Source organism: Aeromonas sp. TECH754, from assembly GCF_056279295.1.
In genome coordinates, this window is record NZ_JBWBRA010000001.1 from 1,156,483 (window position 1) to 1,177,462 (window position 20,980).

A 20,980-nucleotide genomic window follows, 5' to 3' on the forward strand; every position below is an offset into this window, starting at 1 on the left:
AAGGGGGCGCACTCTTGTCAATGAATCACCACTGCCCATCGGCCATCTGCTGGCGCCTTGCCAGCTCCCGCTCGCTCGGGTCGCTGCCCGGGAAGGATCCGGGCTGGATATGGCCGTCAGGTACATAGGTGCTCATCACCACGCCTGTGGCCGACACCTTGTGGCGCACCAGCCGCAGCGCCGAGGGGGCGGCGTGTTCGCCGAAGAGGCGCTTGCCTCGCCCGAGCACCAGAGGGAAGGTCCAGAGGTTGTATTCGTCTATGAGTGATACGAATGGCACGCCCGCTGACGAGCCGGGGGCTGCGGCCTGGAGTGCCTGGATCAGCTGGCTGCTGCCGATTATCTGCAGATCGGGGCCATCTTGAGCCTTGAGCGCGGTAACGGCCGCCACGACATTCCCCTGCAGCAGGCTCGCGTTGTGCCAGTGGAGCCTTGTCAGGGTGCGCGAGGCCACATGTTTCTTTGCCCCATTGAGGGTTCTGGCGATCGGGTGATCGGCCGGTTGATAGGGCCAGTAGGCCTCGAAGATCTGATAGGTTCTGCGCCCGAGCACCAGTTCGCGATCCTTGCCGTCAAACCCCGCGGACGAGATGTCCATGCCGGGATCCGCGTAGCCTGCCATCCAGCCACCGAGGGCGAAGCCATCGGTGGGATCTTCCTCTGACCCGCCGGGGGCCTGGATGATGCCGTCGAGGGAGACGAAGGCCGAGACGATGAGTCTTCTCATGGAAACACTCCTGTCGTTAAGCGGATCCGGCCGCGCCGAGGTGGATGCAGCTCCCACATCATGGGACCGGATCAGGTAGCCATGGCGGTGTGTCACTTGGCGACGAAATGCCACCCGGCTATTGGGCCGAGGCTGCCGCAGCAGAGGCCGCAGCCTCGGTGATTTGCTGGGCGGCGCTGATCTCCTGCTTGAATTGATCCAGCTGCGCCTTGGCTTGTTGGGCCTGCTCTGCCTGGAGCTGGCCCGTGGTGGCTGCGGTGCCGACCAGTGCGGGGCCGCAGCCGCCGAGCAGCACGGCGATGAGGGGTAACAGGTATCTGGCTGTCGACATGGGGTCTCCCGTCAGGCCCGCAGTTTGATCATCGGCGCCTCGTGCTCAATGGCGCCACCCAAGGTTTGAGTGTAGCGGCAGAGTGAAGTCGGCCATCGGTTTGGCAAGATGTCGGGGAGATGAGGAAACTCGGTTCAGTGCAGGTTTGGCTCCTTCCGGGCCGCATCTGCGGCAATCGATGGTTCGGACGCGGGGAGGTGAGTCGTTCTGTGGGGGCTCTGTGGCACTGGGTCGCTAGCGCCGGTCATTTTCTTGCGGCCAGCGCGGATGGTCGGGCAATAAAAACGCCGATCATCGGATCGGCGTCTTGTTGCTCTGCTTCTGCACCAGACCTGCGAGGCAGGTCCCGGGATCAGGTGTGCTTGTCTACCCCCCCGTAGGAGAAGGTCAAACAAGGCGCTGTTCATCGAGCCATGCCTCTATCTCGTCGCCGATTATCTGGATCCTGCCTTGCAACTGGCGCACCAGCTCGGCCAATGGCGCCGGTTGCTGCAGTTTGCAGCAGTGCTCCACGGCCTGAGCCAGCTCGGCCAGTTCGCTCTCGCCTATCATCTGGGCCGCTCCCTTGATGCTGTGGGCCGCATTGAACAAGCGGTTCCACTCCAGTACTGACAGCGAGCCTTGCAGGTTCGCCAGATCGCTCCGGTTGCTGGCCACATATTCGGCTGCCAGGGTTCTGGCCACGGTTTCATCGCCAAACAGGGTGACCCAGCGCTCCCGCATGGTGCTGTTCGCCGGTACCGCAGGCTCGGGCGTGGATCTCAGATAGGGTCCCAGTACCCGCCCGAGATCCTCCAGGGTGTAGGGCTTGTAGAGCATCCGGGTCATGCCCGCCTGGCTGCTCTGCTGGCTCACCTCCCCGGAGGCATCGGCCGTGATGCCGATGATGGGAGCCGTCACCCCTTGCTCACGCAGGGTTGCGGTCAGGCGGTAGCCATCGAGCACGGGCATGTGGCAGTCGGTCAGCAGCAGATCGAAGCCCCCTTCCTGCCAGGCATCCAGCGCCAGGCGTCCGTTTTCACAGAGTTCGAACTCCAGCCCCAGCAGGCCGAGCTGGCGCTGCAGCAGGGCCCGGTTGACGGGATGATCCTCGGCGACCAGCACCCGGCCGCTCAAGCGGTTGATGGTCGCTGCGACCACAGGAGCGCCCCGTTGAGGGCTGATCAATTCGAGGCAGCTCTCCAGCAGCAGATCGGGGTAGAGCGGCTGGCTGCCAAGACGCAGACAATGCCGTTGATGCAGGCTGGTGCGCAGGTTCTCCTGCTCGGATAGGAAGATGATGCGATGGCCGTGCAGCTCGGGAATATCCGACAGCTCCCTCCTGCTCAGGTTTTCCGGTGGGCAGAGCCGGTGCATATCGGCCTCGTCGAGCAGCAGCAGTCCAGGTTTGAGTGATCCGCCTTGCTCGCAGTGGCGCACCTCGGCCCCGAAGCTGCGCAGCAGGGCCGCACCTTCGTGCAGGGACGCCGACACCTGCCAACAGCTGCCCGCCAGCGGCTTCGCCTCCCAGCGTGGCTCGGACAGGGGCAGCGACAAGATGGCCCGGGTGCCCTGGCCGAGGTCGCTCTCGAGCCCGAGTTGGCCCCCCATCCGCTCGGCCAGGTTGCGGCTGATGGCCAGCCCCAGCCCGGACCCCCCGAAGCGGCGGCTGATGCTGGTCTCCCCCTGCTCGAAGGGATTGAAGAGACGGGTCAGCTGCTCGGGAGAGATGCCGATGCCAGTGTCCTCTACCCGCAGCCACAATAATTGCTGATCCAGATAGAGCAGGGCGATGGTGATGCTGCCCCGCTCGGTGAACTTGATGGCATTGTGCAGCAGGTTGGAGAAGATTTGCCCCAATCGTTTCGCGTCGATCTCGACCCGGTCCGGCAAGGCGGCATCCCACTGCAGCCGGACCTGCAACCCCTTCTGGCGCGCCGCGGCCACGTTGCTGCGCACCACGGCGCACAACACCTCGGCCAGGCGCACCGGGTGTGGATCCAGGTGCAACTGACCGGCCTCCATCTTGGAGTAGTCGAGGATGTCGTTGACCAGATAGAGCAGGTTGTCGGCCGAGCTGACCACGTTGCGCACCAGGTAGTGCTGATCCTCGCTGAGCTGGCCCAGCCGTAGCAGCTCCAGCATGCCGTGCATGCCGGCGATGGGGGTGCGCAGCTCGTGACTCATGGTGGCCAGGAAGCGATCCCGGGCCTGGGTCGCCGCCTCGGCTTTCTGGCGCGCCTCCTCGAGTGCCCGTTGCTGGGCATTCATCGCCGTGATGTCCTGCACCATGCCATAGAGCACCGTGCTGCCATCGGGCTGGCGGGTGACGTTGCCACGCACCTGCAGGGTACGTACCTCGTCGCCCACGGGGCGGGAGGGGAAGGTGAGGTCGACCCGCCCCTCCTCACCGAGCTGGCGCTCCAGCTCGGTGAGGAGGGGGGCGCGCAGTTGCTCGTCCAGATGGGGAAACACCTCATGGCACTGGCTGGCGAGCAGCTCTTCACGGCTGCGCAGATTCATCTGCTGGTAACCGGCGCTGACATATTGGAAGTGGCCCTGACCCTTGCCGAGATACTGGAGCTGGAACACGAAACCGGGAATGTTGTCGGTCAGTCTGGCCAGCCGGGCCTCGGCCTCCCGGGCGCGGGCCTGGGCGTGCAGCAGCTCGGTCATGTCGGTCAGCACGGTGAGGATGCCGAGCTTGTTGCCATCCCGATCGCAGAACAGCCGCTTCTGGTACATGATCTCCTGTTCCGGGTCTGAGTGCTCCCTGGCGTTCAGCTCGCGGCCGGTGGCCCACACCTCGGCATCCTCGCGCATGATGTGTTGACGGACCTCCTCGGAGAGTTGCTCCCCGAGCAGCTTGTCATAGTGTCCGTGCAAATCTTCGCCGCCGAGATAGAGGCGTCGATAGGCCCGGTTGGTGAGGGTGATCTCCTGCCGCTCGTTGGTGAGCACCACCATGTTGGGCATGGTGTCGAGCAGGGTCTCGACCAGTTGCAGCTGGTGCGAGAGCTGCTCCTCTGCCCGCTGGCGCTGGCGCACCTCGCGGCTCAGGGAGCGGTTCCACAGATAGCCCAGCAGCACCACCAGCAGGATGCCGCCGATCATCCCGAGCACGACTCGCAGCAACTGGTCGCGGTTGATACCGGTCTCGATCTTCAGGGTGTACCACTTGTCTTGCAGCAGTTGGATCTCCTGTGGGCTGACAGAGCCCAGGGCCTTGCCGAGGATGCTGGCCAGCACGGGGTTGCCCTGGGTCACCGCCATCGCCATGGGGACATCGAGCTCGTGACCCCGGTAGGCGATGTGCAGCTCCAGGCCTGGTTCTTTGCGCAAGAGCTGTTCGTTGATGCCCTCGCTGGTCAGGATGTAGTCCACCTTGCCCGTGGCGAGGGCAGTCAGCTGCTCATCGAAGGAGGCGAAGGGAACGGGTTCGGCCTGCCAGGCGTTGATGATCGCAAAATCGGCCGAGGCGTTGCTTGCGGCCACCTTGGCCCCTTTGAGCTCCTTGAGTGAGCTCAGTTCTTTTTGCTCGCGGCGGGAAACGAGCAGTCGTTTGAGGGTCAGATAATCGGGAGTGAAGAGCAGGCGCTGGCGCCGCTCGGGCAGGTTGACCGCGGAGGGAGCCAGATCCAGTTTGCCCTCTTCCACCATCACCAGGGAGTTTTGACCCCGGGTTGGCTGCAACTTGAAGCGCAATCCGCTGCGCCGCTCGAGCAGGGTGAGCAGATCTGCTACCAGACCGCTGAAATGACCGTGCTTGTCTATCTGACCGAGGCCGACCCAGGGACCCGGTGCGAAGGTCACCTCGGGGTGAGCGGCGATCCAGGCCGACTCTTCGGGGGTGAGCGGGATGAACTCCCGACGTTTCTCTTCCGGCACCTTGTAGGTCTCGGCCAACTGGATGAGATCGTGCTTGTCCTGGGGGGTGAGGCTGTCCACCGCCAGGCTCAGCAACTCCCCGAGGCGCACATTGCTGTCCGTGGTCGTCAGGGCGAGCTGGGCGGGGTCTATCCAGGGCACATCGACCAGATGATGGGACTGGATGCTCTGGCTCGGGAGGCTGCTCTCCAGATAGGGGCGATCGGAGAGGTAGGCGTCCGCCAACCCGTACTTGATCATAAACAGCGCCTCGGTGTTGGCATCCACGTACTTGATCTTCTTGAAGCCGAGGTGTTCGAGCAGATCGCAACTGTCGTAGCCATACTCGCAGACCCACTGCATCTGCGCGGCCTGGGCCGGGCTGGGGGGAGCCCCCGGTTTGCCGAGCAGCACGGCGCGGGGCACCTCGATGAGCGGAGCGGTGAAGTGCATCCAGGTCTGGCGCTGGGGGGTCAGGGCCACGCCGGCCAGGGCATCGACTTCACCACTGCGCAGGGCCTGCTGGGCATCGTTGAAAGTGGGATAGGCGCGGTAGCTGAGGATGAGTCCGAGGCGCTGGCTGACGGTCTGCAGGTAGTCGTGCAGCAGGCCCTCATAGTGATCCTCGCCCGAGTAGTAGCTGTAGGGAGGCCAGTCGTAGGCGGGCATGCCGATCACCAGGGTCTGCTTGTCGCGCAGCCACTCCTGCTGGCCGGGATCGAGGCGCAGGGCATAGGGTGCAGGCACCTCGGCCAACACACAACGAACGGTCAAAAATGTCAGCAAAATCAGTAGTTTTACAATCCCGTGCAAGATGGCCCCCTGGTAACGTGATGGCGGTCACAGTGTAAGGGGCTGCTCCTCACACTGTCTATTGATAAGATTGGGATAAACAGCCCGAATTCAGCTCAATTATCTAGATGGGAGTGAAAGTATGGACAGTACCCAGCGATTCTCGGCCCGGGTCGAGGCCTATGTGAAGTACCGGCCGGGGTATCCGGCGGCCATGCTGGACTTCCTGGCCGGGGAGCTCGGCATGGGACCCGATGCGGTGGTCGCCGACATCGGGGCGGGCACCGGCATCCTGACCGCCTTGCTTGCTCCCAGGGTACGGCAGCTGTGGGCGGTGGAGCCCAATAGCGAGATGCGCGGGGCCGCCGAGCGGCTGCTGGCGGGCGCCGACAATATCCACTGGCTGAGCGGCAACGCGGAGGCGACGGGGCTGCCGACGGGGGAGATAGACTTCGTCACCGTCGCCCAGGCCTTTCACTGGTTCGACCGGGTCGCCTTCAAGGCCGAGTGTCGCCAGCGGCTGAAACCCGATGGCCAGGTTGCACTCATCTGGAACGACAGACTGATGGACACCCCGTTTCTCGAGGCCTATGAGGCGGGATTGCGCGCCTATTCGGGGGACTATGAGGAGGTCAATCACCGCAATCTCGGCGAGGCCGACTTCAACGCCTTCTTCGAGGGGGAGTATCGCCTCGATCGTTTCGAGAATTGCCAGTGGTTCGATCTCGAGGGGGTGTTGGGGCGGCTCAACTCCTCTTCCTATGCACCCGCCATCGGCACCCCGGCCTATGAGCAGCTGACGGCGCTCATTCGCCGCGAGTTCGCGCGCCATGCGATCGATGGCCGGATAGCCTTCAACTACAGCACCCTGGTCTACAGCGGCCACGTCTAGACGGTCATCGAGACCAGAGCCCTTTATTGCGATTGCGGCAAAAGATGGCAGCAAAAAGCCCCCGTCAATGAACGGGGGCTTTGCATTGTGACCCGGCTCAGCGGGCGTCAGCCCTTGTCGATGCCCAGCAGGGTCATGGCCTTGGCCAGGGTGTCGACGGATTCCTGGTGTTTGCCCGCCTTGTGCAGGGTTTCCCCTTCGGCCCGCAGCTGTTTTACCTCGGCCAGTTTTTCGGCGCTGAGGGCAGGGCCGGTGGCCAGCACATCGTCGATCTTCTTCATGTCCATGGGGCAGTGGAAGGCCAGTGCGCTGCCGGCGAAGAGCAGGCCAGCCAGTAACAACATCACTTTCATGTTCACATTCCTGTGTGGTGGATGCTTATCAAGGATAGCGCTCGGGCAGATGGACGCGTTAAGTGGAACGCGCCCATGAAAAAGCCGACTCCAGGGAGTCGGCTTTTTGGTTGGCGATGAGCCTGTCAGGCGGTCATGGCCTCGGCCTTGACGGCGGGCGCTTCGGGCGCCGCATTGCGGATGAGGTAATCAAACGCACCCAGTGCGGCGGTGGCACCGGCCCCCATGGAGATGATGATCTGCTTGAACGGCACCGTAGTGGCGTCGCCGGCGGCATAGACACCGGGCAGGGAAGTGGCGCCCTTGGCGTCGATCTCTATTTCGCCGAAGCGGGTCAGGGCGACCTCGCTCCCTTTCAGGAACTCGGTGTTCGGCACCAGCCCGATCTGCACAAAGATGCCGGCCACCGCCAGGTGTTTGATCTCGCCGGTGGTGCGGTCTTCGTAATCCATGCCTACCACCTTGCTGCCGTCACCTATCACTTCGGTGGTGCGGGCGCTCATGATGATGTCGATGTTGCCCATGGAGCGAGCCTTCTTCTGCAGCACCTCGTCGGCGCGCAGGGTGTCGGCGAACTCCACCACGGTGACGTGCTCGACGATGCCGGCCAAGTCGATGGCGGCCTCGATGCCGGAGTTACCGCCACCGATCACCGCGACGCGCTTGCCCTTGAAGAAGGGGCCGTCGCAGTGCGGGCAGTAGGCCACGCCCTTGGTGCGGTATTCCACTTCACCCGGTACGTTCAGATCGCGCCAGCGGGCACCGGTGGCCAGGATCACGGCGCGGCTCTGCAAGGTGGCGCCGGAGGCGAGCTCCACGTTCACATAGCCGTCTTTGCTGATGGCGGCGGCACGCTGCTCGGTGATCACTTCCACGCCGTACTGCTTGACGTGTTGCTCCAGGCTGGCGGCCAGCTTGGGTCCCTCGGTGTAGGGCACGGAGATGAAGTTCTCGATGCCGACGGTGTCCATCACCTGGCCACCGAAACGCTCGGCGACGATGGCGGTGCGGATCCCTTTACGGGCGGCATAGATGGCGGCGGCGGCGCCAGCCGGGCCACCGCCGACCACCAGCACGTCGTAGGGGGCTTTCTCACTGAGCTCGGCGGCTTTGCGCTCGGCAGCGCCGGTGTCGAGCTTGGCGAGCACTTCTTCGAGCGAAATGCGGCCCTGGCTGAACGGCTGACCGTTCATATAGACGTTCGGCACGGCCATGATCTGACGCTCGTTCACCTCATCCTGGAACAGGGCGCCGTCGATCATGGTGTGGGTGATGCCGGGGTTCAGGGTCGCCATCAGGTTCAGGGCCTGTACCACGTCCGGGCAGTTGTGGCAGGACAGAGAGATATAGGTCTCGAAGTGGAACTCGCCCTTCAGGTTCTTGATTTGCTCCAGCACGGCCGGATCGGCCTTGGAGGGGTGACCGCCGCTTTGCAGCAGGGCGAGTACCAGGGAGGTGAATTCATGACCCATGGGGATGCCGGCAAAATGAACACGCGGGGCCTGGCCCTGTGGCGCGATGCTCATGGAAGGCTTGCGGGCATTGCTGCCATCGGTCATGGAAATTTTGGGGGACATCTCGCTGATTTCGGTGGCCAGGGCCAGCAGCTCTGCAGATTTGTCGCTGTCATTGCCGGACACGCTGATCTCGATGGGATTGACGATGTACTGCAAGTAACCGTTGAGTTGTTGTTTGAGGTTGGTATCTAACATGGTCGAATTCCTTCTTGCTGATTGCGGGTCGGCGCCATTACTGGATACAGAAAGCACTGAACACAGAAAATTAGGGGGCCGGAAAGCAGACCGGCCCTTGAATGGGCCGGTCTTGGAGGAGGGAGGCTTAGATTTTGCCTACCAGATCCAGGGACGGGGCCAGGGTGGCATCGCCTTCTTGCCACTTGGCCGGGCACACTTCACCCGGGTGAGCGGCAACGTACTGGGCAGCTTTGACTTTGCGCAGCAGCTCCAGCGCGTCACGGCCGATGCCGCCAGCGTTGATTTCAACGATCTGGATGACGCCCTGCGGGTCGATCACGAAGGTACCACGGTCAGCCAGGCCAGCTTCTTCGATCATCACGCCGAAGTTGCGGGTGATGGCGCCAGTCGGGTCGCCGATCATCGGGTACTGGATCTTCTTGATGGTGTCAGAAGTGTCGTGCCAGGCCTTGTGAGTGAAGTGGGTGTCAGTGGACACGGCGTAGATCTCGACGCCCAGCTTCTTGAAAGCAGCGTAGTTGTCGGCCAGGTCACCCAGCTCGGTCGGGCAAACGAAGGTGAAGTCAGCCGGGTAGAAGAACACCACGGACCACTTGCCTTTCAGGTCAGCGTCAGACACCTGAACGAATTTGCCATTGTGGTAGGCGGTAGCATTGAACGGCTTGATTTCAGTGTTGATATAGGTAGACATGTATTTGCTCCTTGGTGATACACATTGCCTGTCTGGTGAAGAGTCGTGCCAGACGAGGCGTTTAACTTTCGATGGGGTCATCATAGGGCTTTTCGCTAATCGGTCAAAGCCACAATTTTGAATCACTTAAATCTAGTTATTAGATAGTCCATCACAACTGTACCCAACATGAATATCTCAGGCCTTGCGAGATAACTCATTGTCGAAGTTCAATTTCTGTCCTGCAGGTCACATTTTCAAGGCCCGGATGGGATCTTGTTTTATGAACCGAGGGGGAGTGGGGTGGTAATCGTGCTGTGGCGGGGAAGAGGGGACAAAAGCGGCGGATAAAAAAATCCCGGCGCTATCGTGAAGAGAGGGCCGGGTCATCAAACAAGGAATGGCGATATAACAAATGCTTTACAGCAAAGACTTACTACGGGGTGTGCAAACTTGCAGACATATGAAGAGAAGACATCGGGTGCACAATCCCTCATCTCCCCTTCGGCAATAATTGCATGACGAGCATCATAGTGTGATGCAGATCACAAAGCAACTTATTGGTGTAATTTTCCATTCAAAATGAAAGTGTTTCAGCTTTTAGGCTGATTCTATAGGCTGAAAACGCTTTTATTGTAATTTAATTACAGTTTTTGGCGATCAGAAATCCGAAAGGGGTTCTTGCTCCTCCATCAGTTCCAACAGATTGATGGCGACGGAGATGAAATCCGACTCGGTGACTATGCCCACCAGTTTGCGATTGCGCACGACCGGCAGGCAGCCATATTTGTGGCGCTGCAGGTAGAGGGCGGCCTCCTTGATGCCCGCATGGGGATCCACGCTGGCCACCTGGCGGGTCATGATCTCGTCGAGCTGGACGCTGTCGGTGAACTCGGCCTCCCGCTCGGGATCGATGAGCAGCAGCTTGGACTCGCGGGTGGCCAGGATGTCGGAGAGGGTGACCAGTCCCAGCAGTTGATGGTGATCGTCGACGATGGGGATGTGGCGGATCCGCTCTTGCTGCATCAGCTCCATCGCCTGCTTGACGCTGTTGTGCGGACCCAAAGTGAAGGGATGTTTGGTCATGATTTCGGACAGGGTCATCATGGTGGGCCTCCTTGTGTCTCTGCCTTCACCCTAGCCCAGCCTCCTGCGCCGAAACATGATCGGGGTCAATCCAGATCGTTAAAGACCTATTAACGCGCAACCGCTCACAAAAACGTCCGCTATCCCTTGTCTGCCTTGGGTTTTTGGTCTTTTGGGTTGCCTTGGAAGAAGGGGATAACTAGACTAGCCGCCGATTCCCCCGAGGTGAAAGATGCAAGTATCCGATTTTCATTTTGATCTGCCAGACGAGCTGATTGCCCGCTATCCCATGACGGAACGTACCGCCAGTCGTCTGTTGCAGCTCGATGGTCAAAGCGGCGCCCTGCGCCACGGTCAATTTGTGGATGTGCTGGACCAGCTCAATCCCGGCGATCTGCTGGTGTTCAACAACACCCGCGTCATTCCGGCGCGCATGTTTGGCCAGAAGGCCAGCGGCGGCAAGCTGGAGGTGCTGGTGGAGCGTATTCTGGACGAGCACAGCGTGCTGGCCCACGTGCGCTCCTCCAAGTCGCCCAAGCCCGGCACCCGTCTCATCCTGAATGGTGGTCCGAATGGCGAAAACGTGGAGGCTGAGATGCGCGCCCGCCACGACGCCCTGTTCGAGATCCATTTCCTGGACCCACGTCCGGTGCTGGAGATTTTGGACGCCATCGGCCATATGCCGTTGCCCCCCTATATCGACCGCCCCGATGAGGACGCCGACAAGGAGCGCTACCAGACCGTCTACAACCAGAAGCCGGGCGCGGTAGCGGCACCGACTGCCGGTCTGCACTTCGATGAGCCGTTGCTCGAGCGGATCAAGGCCAAGGGCGTGGAGCTGGCCTTCGTCACCCTGCACGTGGGGGCGGGCACCTTCCAGCCGGTGCGGGTGGACAAAATTGAAGATCACCACATGCACTCCGAATATGCCGAGGTGCCGCAAGAGGTGGTGGATGCGATCAACACAACCCGCGCCCGTGGTGGTCGCGTCATCGCCGTCGGCACCACCTCGGTGCGCTCCCTCGAGAGCGCCGCCAAGGTGACCCTGGCAGAGGGTAAACCCCTTGCGCCATTTTTCAGCGACACCGACATCTTCATCTTCCCGGGCTATGAGTTCCAGATAGTGGATGCCATGGTCACCAACTTCCACCTGCCGGAATCGACCCTGATCATGCTGATCAGTGCCTTCGCCGGTTACGATCACGTGATGGCGGCCTATCAGGCGGCGGTGGCCGAGCAGTACCGTTTCTTCAGCTACGGGGATGCCATGTTCATCACCCGTCGCCGGGCAGAGGCTTGACGCCTCGCTCTTCAGAACTTGTTCACGATCTTCGGGTAAGATCGCGCGCAACTTCTTCTCTGGGTCCTTGAGGGCCCGCTGTTGTCGGACTGTTTCTCTGACTGAATCGAGGTAGCAATGAAATTTGAACTGAAAACCACCGATGGCCGCGCCCGTCGCGGTCAGCTGGTGTTCGAGCGTGGCGTGGTGCAGACCCCGGCCTTCATGCCGGTCGGCACCTACGGCACCGTCAAAGGGATGACCCCGGAAGAGGTCCGTGAGACCGGCGCCCAGATCCTGCTCGGCAACACCTTCCACCTCTGGCTGCGGCCGGGTCAGGCGGTGATGCGCGCCCACGGCGATCTGCACGACTTCATGAACTGGCAGGGCCCGATCCTGACCGACTCCGGCGGCTTCCAGGTGTTCAGCCTGGGCCACATCCGCAAGATCACCGAGGCGGGGGTGCACTTCCGTCACCCCATCAACGGCGAGAAGATCTTCCTCGACCCCGAGAAATCCATGGAGATCCAGTACGATCTGGGCTCCGACATCGTCATGATCTTCGACGAGTGCACGCCTTATCCGGCCACTTACGAAGAGGCGCGCAAGTCCATGGAGATGTCCCTGCGCTGGGGCAAGCGTTCCCGCGACAAGTTCGATGCACTCGGCAACAAGAACGCCCTGTTTGGCATCATCCAGGGCTCGGTCTATGAAGAGTTGCGGGATGTCTCCCTCAACGGCCTGCTGGAGATCGGCTTTGACGGCTATGCGGTCGGCGGCCTGGCCGTGGGCGAGCCCAAGGAAGACATGCACCGCATCCTCGAGCATGTCTGCCCGAAAATTCCGGCCGACAAGCCGCGCTACCTGATGGGCGTGGGCAAGCCGGAGGATCTGGTGGAAGGGGTGCGCCGCGGCGTCGACATGTTCGACTGTGTGATGCCGACTCGCAACGCCCGCAACGGCCATCTGTTCACCACCGATGGGGTGGTCAAGATCCGCAACGCCAAGTATCGCGAGGACACCAGCACCCTGGATGCGGACTGCGATTGCTACACCTGCAAGAACTACACCCGCAGTTATCTGTACCATCTGGACAAGTGCAACGAGATCCTCGGCGCTCGTCTGAATACCATTCATAACCTGCGTTATTACCAGCGGGTGATGCAGGGTTTGCGGGACGCGATCGAGCAGGGTAAATTAGACGACTTTGTAACTGAGTTCTACCGTCGGCAAGGGAAGCCTGTGCCTCCACTAGCTGAAAATGACGTGAAATAACAACGATATATAAGCTAGTTATCAAATCTACATCAATCAAGAGGTTGTTAAATGAGCATTATCTCCAAGGCATATGCAGAAGGCGCGGTTCCGGGTGCACAGGGTGGCGGCATGGAAATGATCATCATGCTGGCCGTGTTCGGCCTTATCTTCTATTTCATGATCTATCGTCCCCAGGCCAAACGTGCCAAGACTCATCGCGACCTGATGAGCTCCCTGGCCAAGGGTGACGAAGTGCTCACCTCCGGTGGCCTGGTCGGCAAGATTGCCAAGGTGTCCGCCGATAGCGAATACCTGGTGCTGGCCCTGAACGATCAGACCCAAGTCACCATCAAGCGTGACTTCGTCTCTGCCGTTCTGCCCAAGGGTTCTATCCAGTCCCTTTAATCTCCCGAGGAGCACAGCGTGTTAAATCGCTATCCGCTGTGGAAATACCTGATGGTGGTCTTCGTGATCGCCATCGGTTTTCTATATGCAGCCCCCAATCTTTACGGCGAAGACCCGGCCTTGCAGGTGTCTGCCAGCCGTGGTGCCGAAGTCAAGCTAGAGACCCTCGATCTGGTGAAGGAGACGCTTGAGGCGGCTCAGATCCCGGTCAAGCATGCTGCGTTCGAGCACGGTTTCATTCTGATCCGTTTCAAGAACACCGAAGATCAGCTCAAGGCGCGTGATGTCGTCGCCGGCAAGCTGGGCGACGATTTCATCACGGCCCTGAACCTGGCCCCCTCTACCCCTGCCTGGCTCGAAGCCATCGGCGCCGCGCCGCTCAAGCTGGGTCTGGACCTGCGCGGTGGTGTGCACTTCCTGATGGAAGTGGACATGGCCGAGGCGCTGACCAAGCAGCAAGAGCAGATGGTGCAGGATTTCCGCTCCGAGCTGCGCACCCAGAAGATCCGCTACTCCGGCGTGCGCCGGGTGGGCGATCAGGTGCAGGTGGTGTTCCGCGAAGAGGCGGATCAGTCCAAGGCCGCTTCTTTCCTGCGTCGTCAGAACCCGGATCTCACCTTCACCACCGAGCAGAAGGGGGATGACTTCATCCTGCTGGCGGGCTTGAGTGAAGCCAAGATCAAGGAAGTGAAGAAGTACGCCCTCGAGCAGAACATCACCATCATCCGTAACCGGGTGAACGAGCTGGGTGTGGCCGAGCCGCTGGTGCAACAGCAAGGTGCCGAGCGCATCGTGGTCGAGTTGCCTGGTATTCAGGACACCGCCCGTGCCAAGGAGATCCTGGGCGCGACCGCGACCCTGGAATTCCACATGGTCGATGAGACGGCCGACATCCAGGCTGCCGCCGATGGTCGCGTACCGCCGAGCTCCAAGGTGTACAACGATCGCAACGGTCGTCCCGTGGTGCTGCAAAAGCGCATCATCCTGACCGGTGACCACATCGTGGGTGCCCAGTCCGGTTTCGATGAATACAGCCGTCCCCAGGTCAACATCAAGCTTGATGGCCAGGGTGGCAACAAGATGGCCAACTTTACCAAGGACAACGTCGGTAAAGGCATGGCGACCGTGTTCATCGAGTACAAGCCGGTCGGCCAACCGGGTCCGGATGGCAAGCGCAAGTTCCGCAAACAGGAAGAGGTGATCAACGTCGCCACTATCCAGTCGCGCCTTGGCAGCCAGTTCCGCATCACCGGTATCGACAACGCCAACGAAGCTCACAACCTGGCGCTGCTGCTGCGTGCCGGTGCCCTGATCGCGCCCATCCAGATCGTGGAAGAGCGCACCATAGGTCCGAGCCTCGGTCAGCAGAACATCGACAGCGGTATGGAAGCCATCGGTTGGGCCATGCTGGTGATCGTGCTGTTCATGGGGATCTACTACCGTGCGTTCGGCTGGGTGGCCAACCTGGCGCTGACCATGAACCTGGTGCTGATCGTCGGTATCATGTCGATGATCCCGGGGGCCACCATGACCCTGCCGGGCATCGCCGGTATCGTCTTGACGCTGGGCATGGCGGTGGATGCCAACGTGCTGATCTACGAGCGTATTCGTGAAGAGATCCGCAACGGTCGCGGGGTGCAGCAAGCCATCCACATGGGCTTTGACCGCGCCTTCTCGACCATCGCCGACTCCAACGTCACCTCGCTCATCACCTGCGTGATCCTGTTTGGTATCGGCACCGGCGCCATCAAGGGCTTTGCCCTGACGCTCGGGATCGGTCTGACCGCCTCCATGTTTACGGCCATCACGGTATCCCGCGCCATTATCAACCTGGCCTGGGGTGGACGGCGCATCGACAAGCTGCCGATCTAAGGAAGAGACATGTTTCAGATTTTACATTTTGAAAAACCGATCCCCTTCATGCGCTTCGCCAAGCCGGGGATGGTGTTCTCTGCCCTGCTGACGATACTCGCCCTGTTCTGCCTGTTCGATCGGGGCCTGAACTGGGGACTGGACTTCACCGGTGGTACCACCATCGAGGTGGGGTTCCAGCAGTCGGTGAGCCTGGACAAGATGCACGAGGCGCTGGATCAGCAGAAGATTGAAGGGGCGACCCTGCAATTCTTCGGCTCCAGCCGTGACGTACTGGTGCGCATGACCCCAAAAGAAGGGGTCAAGGTGGAACAGCAGGGGAACGAGGTGCTGGCCGCGGCCAAGCTCATCGATCAGGACGCCGTGCTCAAGCGCGTCGAGTTCGTCGGCCCCTCCGTGGGTGACGAGCTGGCGACAGACGGTGCCCTGGCCATGCTGGCCTCGATCCTCTGTATCCTGGTCTACGTGGCGGTGCGCTTCGAATGGCGTCTGGCCATGGGGGGCATCCTCTCCCTGGCGCACGACGTAATCATCACCCTCGGCATCTTCGCCTACTTCCAGTACGAGTTCGACCTGACCGTGCTGGCGGCGCTGATGACCCTGGTGGGCTACTCCCTGAACGACACTATCGTGGTGTTCGACCGCCTGCGGGAGAACTTCCGCAAGGTGCGCAAGGGGGATACCGCCTACATCATGGATCTCTCCATGACCGAGACCCTGAGCCGGACCATCATCACCTCGGGCTTGACCTTCGTGGTGGTGGTGGCGCTGCTGCTCAAGGGCGGGCCGCTCATTCACGGCTTTGCCATCGCCATGGTGATCGGGGTGGCCTTCGGGACCTACTCCTCCATCTATGTGGCGAGTGCCTCGGCCATGTTCTTCGGGGTCAAGCGGGAGCACATGCTGCCGACCCAGGTGGAAAAAGAGGGCGCGGATCAGCAAGAGATCCTGCCGTAATCGACAAGGGCGCCACAAGGCGCCCTTTCTCTTATGGTTCAAGTGAGTCATTATGCTCATCAATGGTGGGCAACATGCGCGAGCACAAGGAGCGAGTCATGCAACACAATCCCCGTTTTCTGGCCCTGGTAGAGGCCGTTCGCCCTCAGGTGAAAGAGACCGACGTGCATCAGATCAAGCGCTGGCAGGATGAGGGGCGTACCTTTCATCTCATCGACGTGCGGGAAGAGAGCGAGTGGGCCAGGGGTCATCTGCCGGGCGCCGAATACCTGGGGCGCGGGGTGATCGAGCGCGACATCGAGACCCGTTATCCCGATGCCTCAACCGAGCTCTACCTCTATTGTGGTGGGGGCTTTCGTTCCATTTTAGTGGCCGCCAACCTGCAGAAGATGGGTTATTCCCGAGTGGTCAGCGTCGATGGAGGCTTTCGGGGTTGGAGTGACGCCGGATACCCTGTCGAATCCTGATTTATTTGAGGGATAGGAGTTGCGCCACATGACAAACTGCCGGTTGACCTTTACCATATGCCGGGTCAAGCGTAAGCGTCGGAGTGTTCATTGAACGTCAGGATAGGGATTGGGTACCTCACGGGTATCCTGTTGTTGCTCCCCATGTGGGGATGCAGCAGTAGCAGTCAGGTTGAAGCGCCTCAAGTTCCCAAGCCGCAACCCGCTTCACTGGTATTGGCGACCCCTTTGCAGGTCTCTTACCAGAGCGAGTTGGCGCTGGCGCGACTCGGGCAGATGCTCAGTGAAATGGAATTGACGACGGAACAACGGGCCGAGCTGTTTTATGAGCGTGCCGTGGTGTTTGACCGGGTCGGGTTGCGTTCCCTTGCCAGATTGGATTTCAACCGCGCCCTGCGGGAGAAACCCGATTTCGCCGAGGCCTATAACTTCATCGGCGTCTATCTGGTTCAGCAACAGAACTATGACGAAGCCTATGAGGCATTCGACTCCGCCCTCGAACTCGCCCCGGATTACGACTACGCCTACCTCAACCGTGGCATAGCGCTCTATTACGGCAACCGTCCAGAGCTGGCGGTGGCCGACATGAAGCGCTTCTACGAGGCGCAGCCGGAAGATCCTTATCGGGTGATCTGGCTCTATCTGGCCGAGCAGAAGCTCAATGCCCCTGCGGCCATGAGCCGGATGCGCGATCGGTTGAACAAGTACGATGACGACGCCTGGAACTGGGATCTGGTTCGCCTCTACACCGGCGAGATCAATGCCACCCAGCTGATGGCCAACGTGGTGAAAGGGGTGAAGGATAACCGGGAGCTGGCCGAGCGCCTGTGTGAAACCTACTTCTACCTCGGCAAGTTTGAACTGGCCAAGGGCAACCGCAAGGAAGCCATCAGCTACTTCAAGCTGGCGCTCGCCAACAACGTCTACGACTTCATCGAGCACCGCTATGCCCTGCTCGAACTGGAGCTGATGGCGCGCAAACCCTTGCCGCCGAGTGCCCAGGGCAAGAGCAGCAAGGTCTGATAAGCCCGCTCTGCCAGATGTAAAAAAGGCCTCACGATGAGGCCTTTTTGCTGTCTGCGTTTCGGGGTTTTACTCCACCGAGTCTATACCGGGGATAGCAGGTTCGGACTCTGTCGCCGTCCCTTCGCCGCGACTGCCGCGTTGTCCGCCGGTTTATTCCACCAGGCTCATGCCGGGGATCTGGCGCCAGTAACCGTTGCAGTCATGCGCCTGTTGCAGGGGGAGGGGGGCCAGCCCCTGCACATTGGCCTTGAAGCTGGCCAGCATCTCCAGCGTCTCCATCCCTTCGGGGGAGAGGCGCACCACATCCACCAGACCTTCCATCATCTTGAGCTCGTTGCCGAGGTTGTAGCAGTAGCCGGACTGGGTCTGAATACCATTGAGGTTGAACACCTTCTGTCCCTCCCGGCTGCTGGCTAGCCGGCCGGTGGGGTAGTGGATGCAGGCAAGCTCGCAGTTGTCCTTGGGCTTGTCGAGGGAGCGGGCGGTGAAGCAGCGCGCCGAGTAGGCGAGTGGCAGGTGGCCGTAGGCGAACACCTCCACCTCGAACTGGCGGCGGGCCGGGCCCAGATCCTGCTCTAGCTGCACCAGCCAGTCGCGAGACAGCTCCACCGGCATGACCCAGCGCTGCATCCCCTGTTTGAGCAGCATGCGCAGCACGTCGGCGTTGTAGGCGTTGATGGCCGGCCCGCACACGAAGGGCAGACCCGCTTCCCAGGCGAGCTGGGAGGTGCCCAGATCGTTGGCCTCGATCAGCAGGTCGCCGTTGTCGACCAGTCGCTTGACCTCCTTGAGCTCGGACGGCGCTGAGATCAGCGCCAGGGTGGAGAGCACGGCCTGTTTGCCCGAGGTGGCCAGCTGGCGCGCCAGGGCAATCCAGTCGTCCACCTTGAGTTCACGGCGCTTGCTGCACACCGTCTCCCCCAGATAGATGATGTCGGCCTGGCTCTGCGCCGCGGCTTCGTAGAAGGCCTGGGTGTCTGCCTTGGGCCAGTAGAAGAGAATGGGCCCGAGAGAAAATTGCATTAGTTGTGCTCCTTGCCATCATGCTGGCAGTGGAAGATGTTGCCGTCTTGTTCGGGCACGCGCCGCATGGCGGCGTCTATTGCCACTGGCGATGGTAGGCGCCGAGGGTGGTCTGGCTCCCCTCCGAGACGCGGGCGAGCTGGGCATCCCATTCGGCCTTGACGCTATAGGCGTCGGGATTGGCCTTATAGCTGTCGATGGCGGCGCGCCAGACTCGGGTCACCTGCTCCACGTAGGCGGGGCTGCGCTGGCGGCCCTCGATCTTGACCGACTGGATCCCGGTCTGGAACAGCTCGGGCAACAAGCCGAGCGTGTTGAGGCTGGTGGGTTCCTCCAGGGCGTGATAGGTCTGCCCATCCACCTCGAAGCGCCCCTTGCACAGGGTCGGGTAGCCGGCGTTCTCACCGGGGCCGTAGCGATCGATCAGCACCTCGTTGAGGCGGGATTCGAGGCCGCTCGGGGTCTCTTCCCATCGCACAAACTTGGCCGGCGAACAGGCGCCCACGGTGTTGGGACTCTCGCCGGTCATGTAGGAGGAGAGGTAGCAACGCCCCTCCGCCATGATGCAGAGGCTGCCGAAGGCGAACACCTCGAGGCCGACGTCGGTCTCGCGGGCGAGCTGCCTGACCTGATGCATGGAGAGCACCCGCGGCAACACCACCCGGGCGACGTTGAAGTGCTGCTGGTAGAAGCGAATGGCGGCGGCATTGGTGGCGCTGGCCTGCACCGAGACGTGCAGCTCCATGTCCGGATACTGGCGGCTGGCGTAATCGAGCACCGCCAGATCGGCGATGATCAGCGCATCGGCGCCGAGCGCTACCCCGCGATCGACCGCCTGCTTCCATCTGGCATCGGATCCCGGGTGAGCGAAGGTGTTGATGGCGATGTGCAGCTTGCGGCCGTGCTGATGCACATAATCCACCGCCTTGGCCAGCTTGCTGTCGGTGAAGTTGAGACCGGCAAAGTGGCGGGCATTGGTGTCATCCTTGAAGCCGATATAGACCGCATCGGCGCCGTTATCCACGGCTGTTTTCAGTGCCGGCAGGCTGCCTGCCGGGCAGAGTAATTCCATCGGGTACGCTCCGAGAGGGCAAAAAAGCAAAAAGTGGCCCGATTGTATGCACCGGCGCGCTCCCGTTTTTTGACCTGAGGCAGCTTTAGGTGGCTTTACCCTTCTAGAGGTAAGTGGGCACAAGTTTGATTTTCAACAGGATCCCGCTCACGGTGCTGTGCTTGAATGCGCAAAAAATTGGGAGATTATCGTGTTTCAACAACTGCAACGTCGCCTGGTCGAACAGGCACCTCGTCTCTTGCGCCATCCTCTCAAGCTGGTGCCCTTCTCCCTTCAGCAGAACCTGATGGAGGGGCTGCTGGCCCAGGTGTTCAGGGAAGCCATCGAGGATGGCGACTTCGCATTCCTGGCGGACAAGTGGCTGAAGGTCGAGGTCACCGATCTCGATCTGCACTGGTTCATCAGCGAACAGGCGGGAAAACTGGTGGTGGCCCGTGACTGCGAGCATGTGGATGTCAGCTTCAGCGGTTGCAGCCAGGATCTCATCCTGATTGCCGCGCGCCGGGAAGATCCGGACTCGCTCTTCTTCCAGCGCAAGCTGAAGATAGAGGGGGATACCGAGCTCGGACTCGAAGTGAAGAACCTGATGGACAGCCTGGATCTCGACGGCTTGCCCAGGCTGATGAAGTACCCGCTGATGGATCTCGCGACCCTGGTCGAGCGTGCCCGCTCAGCGCAGGATCCGGTGCCCGCGCCGGTGGCCTGAGCTGCGTCTCAGGTGCCGTGCCAGACCCTGGGCATGATGGCGATGGCGCCGACGGGCCCACAGGCAGTGACAGCCCCACAGGCCGGGTAGCAGGGCGAGCAGCGCCGTGGTGTCCGGCAGGCGCAGCAACAGCAGCGCCAGCGCCAGCCAGACAAACGGCAGCGCCTCATAGGACCACTCGGGTTGCAGCCAGCGTTTGGCCGGAAAGATGACCAGATCGGTGCGCCGGTAGTTGGATCGCATCATCCAGATGAAGGCGCCCACCCCGAACAGCAGGGCCGCCGCGAGCCACAGCAGCGGGGAGTGGACGAAGAGCACCATCCCCGCCGACAGCAGCAGATAAAGGCCGGGCAGTTGCTCGTAGAGCCAGGAGGGAAGCATGGGATGGCGACTCCGGATAGGGCGGTGTGGACTCTTTTAAGGTTAGCCCGCTCCTCGTCTTGCCCTCATGCTGCCTGGTTATACACATGTCCATTTTTGTTCTGAAATGCAGGGTCAGAAGCG

General features: G+C 61.2%; 19 protein-coding genes. 9 read left to right on the forward strand and 10 right to left on the reverse strand.

The window, feature by feature from the left end; genetic code table 11:
- Positions 1-25: 25 nt before the first annotated feature.
- From ACZ9IL_RS04970 to ACZ9IL_RS04980, 3 genes are all read right to left on the reverse strand, one after another.
- Positions 26-727, reverse strand: a complete 702-nt coding sequence (locus ACZ9IL_RS04970; RefSeq protein WP_476002513.1) for a dihydrofolate reductase family protein — start codon at positions 725-727, stop codon at positions 26-28.
- A gap of 118 nt (positions 728-845) precedes the next feature.
- Complete coding sequence (locus tag ACZ9IL_RS04975; protein ID WP_476002514.1) at positions 846-1,058, reverse strand: hypothetical protein; 213 nt, start codon at positions 1,056-1,058, stop codon at positions 846-848.
- Between the two features lie 387 nt (positions 1,059-1,445).
- Entirely contained in the window at positions 1,446-5,678 is a 4,233-nt protein-coding gene (locus ACZ9IL_RS04980; protein WP_476002515.1) for an ATP-binding protein, read from the reverse strand.
- Between the two features lie 160 nt (positions 5,679-5,838).
- Between ACZ9IL_RS04980 and ACZ9IL_RS04985 the strand changes: the two genes are divergently transcribed.
- Positions 5,839-6,588 carry a class I SAM-dependent methyltransferase gene (locus tag ACZ9IL_RS04985; RefSeq protein WP_476002516.1) on the forward strand — a complete coding sequence of 250 codons (750 nt, stop codon included), beginning with the start codon at positions 5,839-5,841 and terminating at the stop codon, positions 6,586-6,588.
- Between the two features lie 107 nt (positions 6,589-6,695).
- On the opposite strand, the gene ACZ9IL_RS04990 is transcribed toward ACZ9IL_RS04985, so the two are convergent.
- The 4 genes from ACZ9IL_RS04990 to ACZ9IL_RS05005 form a co-directional block, all read right to left on the reverse strand.
- Entirely contained in the window at positions 6,696-6,941 is a 246-nt protein-coding gene (locus ACZ9IL_RS04990) for a hypothetical protein (protein WP_476002517.1), read from the reverse strand.
- Positions 6,942-7,066: 125 nt separating this feature from the next.
- Positions 7,067-8,653: an alkyl hydroperoxide reductase subunit F gene (gene ahpF / locus ACZ9IL_RS04995; RefSeq protein ID WP_476002518.1), complete on the reverse strand. Its 1,587-nt coding sequence runs from the start codon at positions 8,651-8,653 to the stop codon at positions 7,067-7,069.
- 127 nt (positions 8,654-8,780) lie between these two features.
- Complete coding sequence (ahpC, locus tag ACZ9IL_RS05000) at positions 8,781-9,347, reverse strand: alkyl hydroperoxide reductase subunit C (RefSeq protein WP_042652416.1); 567 nt, start codon at positions 9,345-9,347, stop codon at positions 8,781-8,783.
- Positions 9,348-9,986: 639 nt separating this feature from the next.
- Entirely contained in the window at positions 9,987-10,433 is a 447-nt protein-coding gene (locus ACZ9IL_RS05005; RefSeq protein WP_476002519.1) for a CBS domain-containing protein, read from the reverse strand.
- A gap of 211 nt (positions 10,434-10,644) precedes the next feature.
- On the opposite strand from ACZ9IL_RS05005, the gene queA reads away from it, so the two are divergent.
- The 7 genes from queA (at position 10,645) to nlpI (ending at position 17,672) form a co-directional block, all read left to right on the forward strand.
- Positions 10,645-11,712 (forward strand): tRNA preQ1(34) S-adenosylmethionine ribosyltransferase-isomerase QueA, encoded by a 1,068-nt coding sequence (queA, locus tag ACZ9IL_RS05010; RefSeq protein WP_476002520.1) that lies wholly within the window; start codon positions 10,645-10,647, stop codon positions 11,710-11,712.
- A 117-nt stretch (positions 11,713-11,829) separates the two neighbouring features.
- Positions 11,830-12,966, forward strand: a complete 1,137-nt coding sequence (gene tgt / locus ACZ9IL_RS05015; protein WP_476002521.1) for a tRNA guanosine(34) transglycosylase Tgt — start codon at positions 11,830-11,832, stop codon at positions 12,964-12,966.
- Positions 12,967-13,017: 51 nt separating this feature from the next.
- Positions 13,018-13,353 carry a preprotein translocase subunit YajC gene (gene yajC / locus ACZ9IL_RS05020; RefSeq protein WP_033129086.1) on the forward strand — a complete coding sequence of 112 codons (336 nt, stop codon included), beginning with the start codon at positions 13,018-13,020 and terminating at the stop codon, positions 13,351-13,353.
- Positions 13,354-13,371: 18 nt separating this feature from the next.
- Positions 13,372-15,225 (forward strand): protein translocase subunit SecD, encoded by a 1,854-nt coding sequence (gene secD / locus ACZ9IL_RS05025; RefSeq protein ID WP_476002522.1) that lies wholly within the window; start codon positions 13,372-13,374, stop codon positions 15,223-15,225.
- Between the two features lie 9 nt (positions 15,226-15,234).
- Positions 15,235-16,182: a protein translocase subunit SecF gene (gene secF / locus ACZ9IL_RS05030; protein WP_476002523.1), complete on the forward strand. Its 948-nt coding sequence runs from the start codon at positions 15,235-15,237 to the stop codon at positions 16,180-16,182.
- 98 nt (positions 16,183-16,280) lie between these two features.
- Positions 16,281-16,649, forward strand: a complete 369-nt coding sequence (locus tag ACZ9IL_RS05035) for a rhodanese-like domain-containing protein (RefSeq protein WP_476002524.1) — start codon at positions 16,281-16,283, stop codon at positions 16,647-16,649.
- Positions 16,650-16,739: 90 nt separating this feature from the next.
- Entirely contained in the window at positions 16,740-17,672 is a 933-nt protein-coding gene (gene nlpI, locus ACZ9IL_RS05040; RefSeq protein WP_476002525.1) for a lipoprotein NlpI, read from the forward strand.
- Between the two features lie 153 nt (positions 17,673-17,825).
- On the opposite strand, the gene ACZ9IL_RS05045 is transcribed toward nlpI, so the two are convergent.
- Positions 17,826-18,698, reverse strand: coding sequence for a U32 family peptidase (locus tag ACZ9IL_RS05045; RefSeq protein ID WP_476002526.1), 873 nt, complete (start codon positions 18,696-18,698; stop codon positions 17,826-17,828).
- A 76-nt stretch (positions 18,699-18,774) separates the two neighbouring features.
- Complete coding sequence (ubiU, locus tag ACZ9IL_RS05050) at positions 18,775-19,770, reverse strand: ubiquinone anaerobic biosynthesis protein UbiU (protein WP_476002527.1); 996 nt, start codon at positions 19,768-19,770, stop codon at positions 18,775-18,777.
- Between the two features lie 190 nt (positions 19,771-19,960).
- Between ubiU and ubiT the strand changes: the two genes are divergently transcribed.
- Complete coding sequence (gene ubiT / locus ACZ9IL_RS05055) at positions 19,961-20,476, forward strand: ubiquinone anaerobic biosynthesis accessory factor UbiT (protein WP_476002528.1); 516 nt, start codon at positions 19,961-19,963, stop codon at positions 20,474-20,476.
- Here the strand turns inward: ubiT and ACZ9IL_RS05060 are convergent.
- Entirely contained in the window at positions 20,441-20,857 is a 417-nt protein-coding gene (locus ACZ9IL_RS05060) for a hypothetical protein (RefSeq protein WP_476002529.1), read from the reverse strand. The genes ubiT and ACZ9IL_RS05060 overlap by 36 nt on opposite strands.
- Positions 20,858-20,980: the final 123 nt, after the last annotated feature.

Coding starts and splice junctions, on each gene's coding strand:
- tgt (WP_476002521.1), top strand. CDS start 11,830: ATGAAATTTGAACTGAAAACCACCGATGGCCGCGCCCGTCGCGGTCAG.
- ACZ9IL_RS05045 (WP_476002526.1), bottom strand. CDS start 18,698: ATGCAATTTTCTCTCGGGCCCATTCTCTTCTACTGGCCCAAGGCAGAC.
- ACZ9IL_RS04990 (WP_476002517.1), bottom strand. CDS start 6,941: ATGAAAGTGATGTTGTTACTGGCTGGCCTGCTCTTCGCCGGCAGCGCA.
- queA (WP_476002520.1), top strand. CDS start 10,645: ATGCAAGTATCCGATTTTCATTTTGATCTGCCAGACGAGCTGATTGCC.
- yajC (WP_033129086.1), top strand. CDS start 13,018: ATGAGCATTATCTCCAAGGCATATGCAGAAGGCGCGGTTCCGGGTGCA.
- secF (WP_476002523.1), top strand. CDS start 15,235: ATGTTTCAGATTTTACATTTTGAAAAACCGATCCCCTTCATGCGCTTC.
- ACZ9IL_RS04975 (WP_476002514.1), bottom strand. CDS start 1,058: ATGTCGACAGCCAGATACCTGTTACCCCTCATCGCCGTGCTGCTCGGC.
- ACZ9IL_RS05005 (WP_476002519.1), bottom strand. CDS start 10,433: ATGATGACCCTGTCCGAAATCATGACCAAACATCCCTTCACTTTGGGT.
- ubiU (WP_476002527.1), bottom strand. CDS start 19,770: ATGGAATTACTCTGCCCGGCAGGCAGCCTGCCGGCACTGAAAACAGCC.
- ACZ9IL_RS04985 (WP_476002516.1), top strand. CDS start 5,839: ATGGACAGTACCCAGCGATTCTCGGCCCGGGTCGAGGCCTATGTGAAG.
- ACZ9IL_RS04970 (WP_476002513.1), bottom strand. CDS start 727: ATGAGAAGACTCATCGTCTCGGCCTTCGTCTCCCTCGACGGCATCATC.
- ACZ9IL_RS05035 (WP_476002524.1), top strand. CDS start 16,281: ATGCAACACAATCCCCGTTTTCTGGCCCTGGTAGAGGCCGTTCGCCCT.
- ACZ9IL_RS05060 (WP_476002529.1), bottom strand. CDS start 20,857: ATGCTTCCCTCCTGGCTCTACGAGCAACTGCCCGGCCTTTATCTGCTG.
- ahpF (WP_476002518.1), bottom strand. CDS start 8,653: ATGTTAGATACCAACCTCAAACAACAACTCAACGGTTACTTGCAGTAC.
- ahpC (WP_042652416.1), bottom strand. CDS start 9,347: ATGTCTACCTATATCAACACTGAAATCAAGCCGTTCAATGCTACCGCC.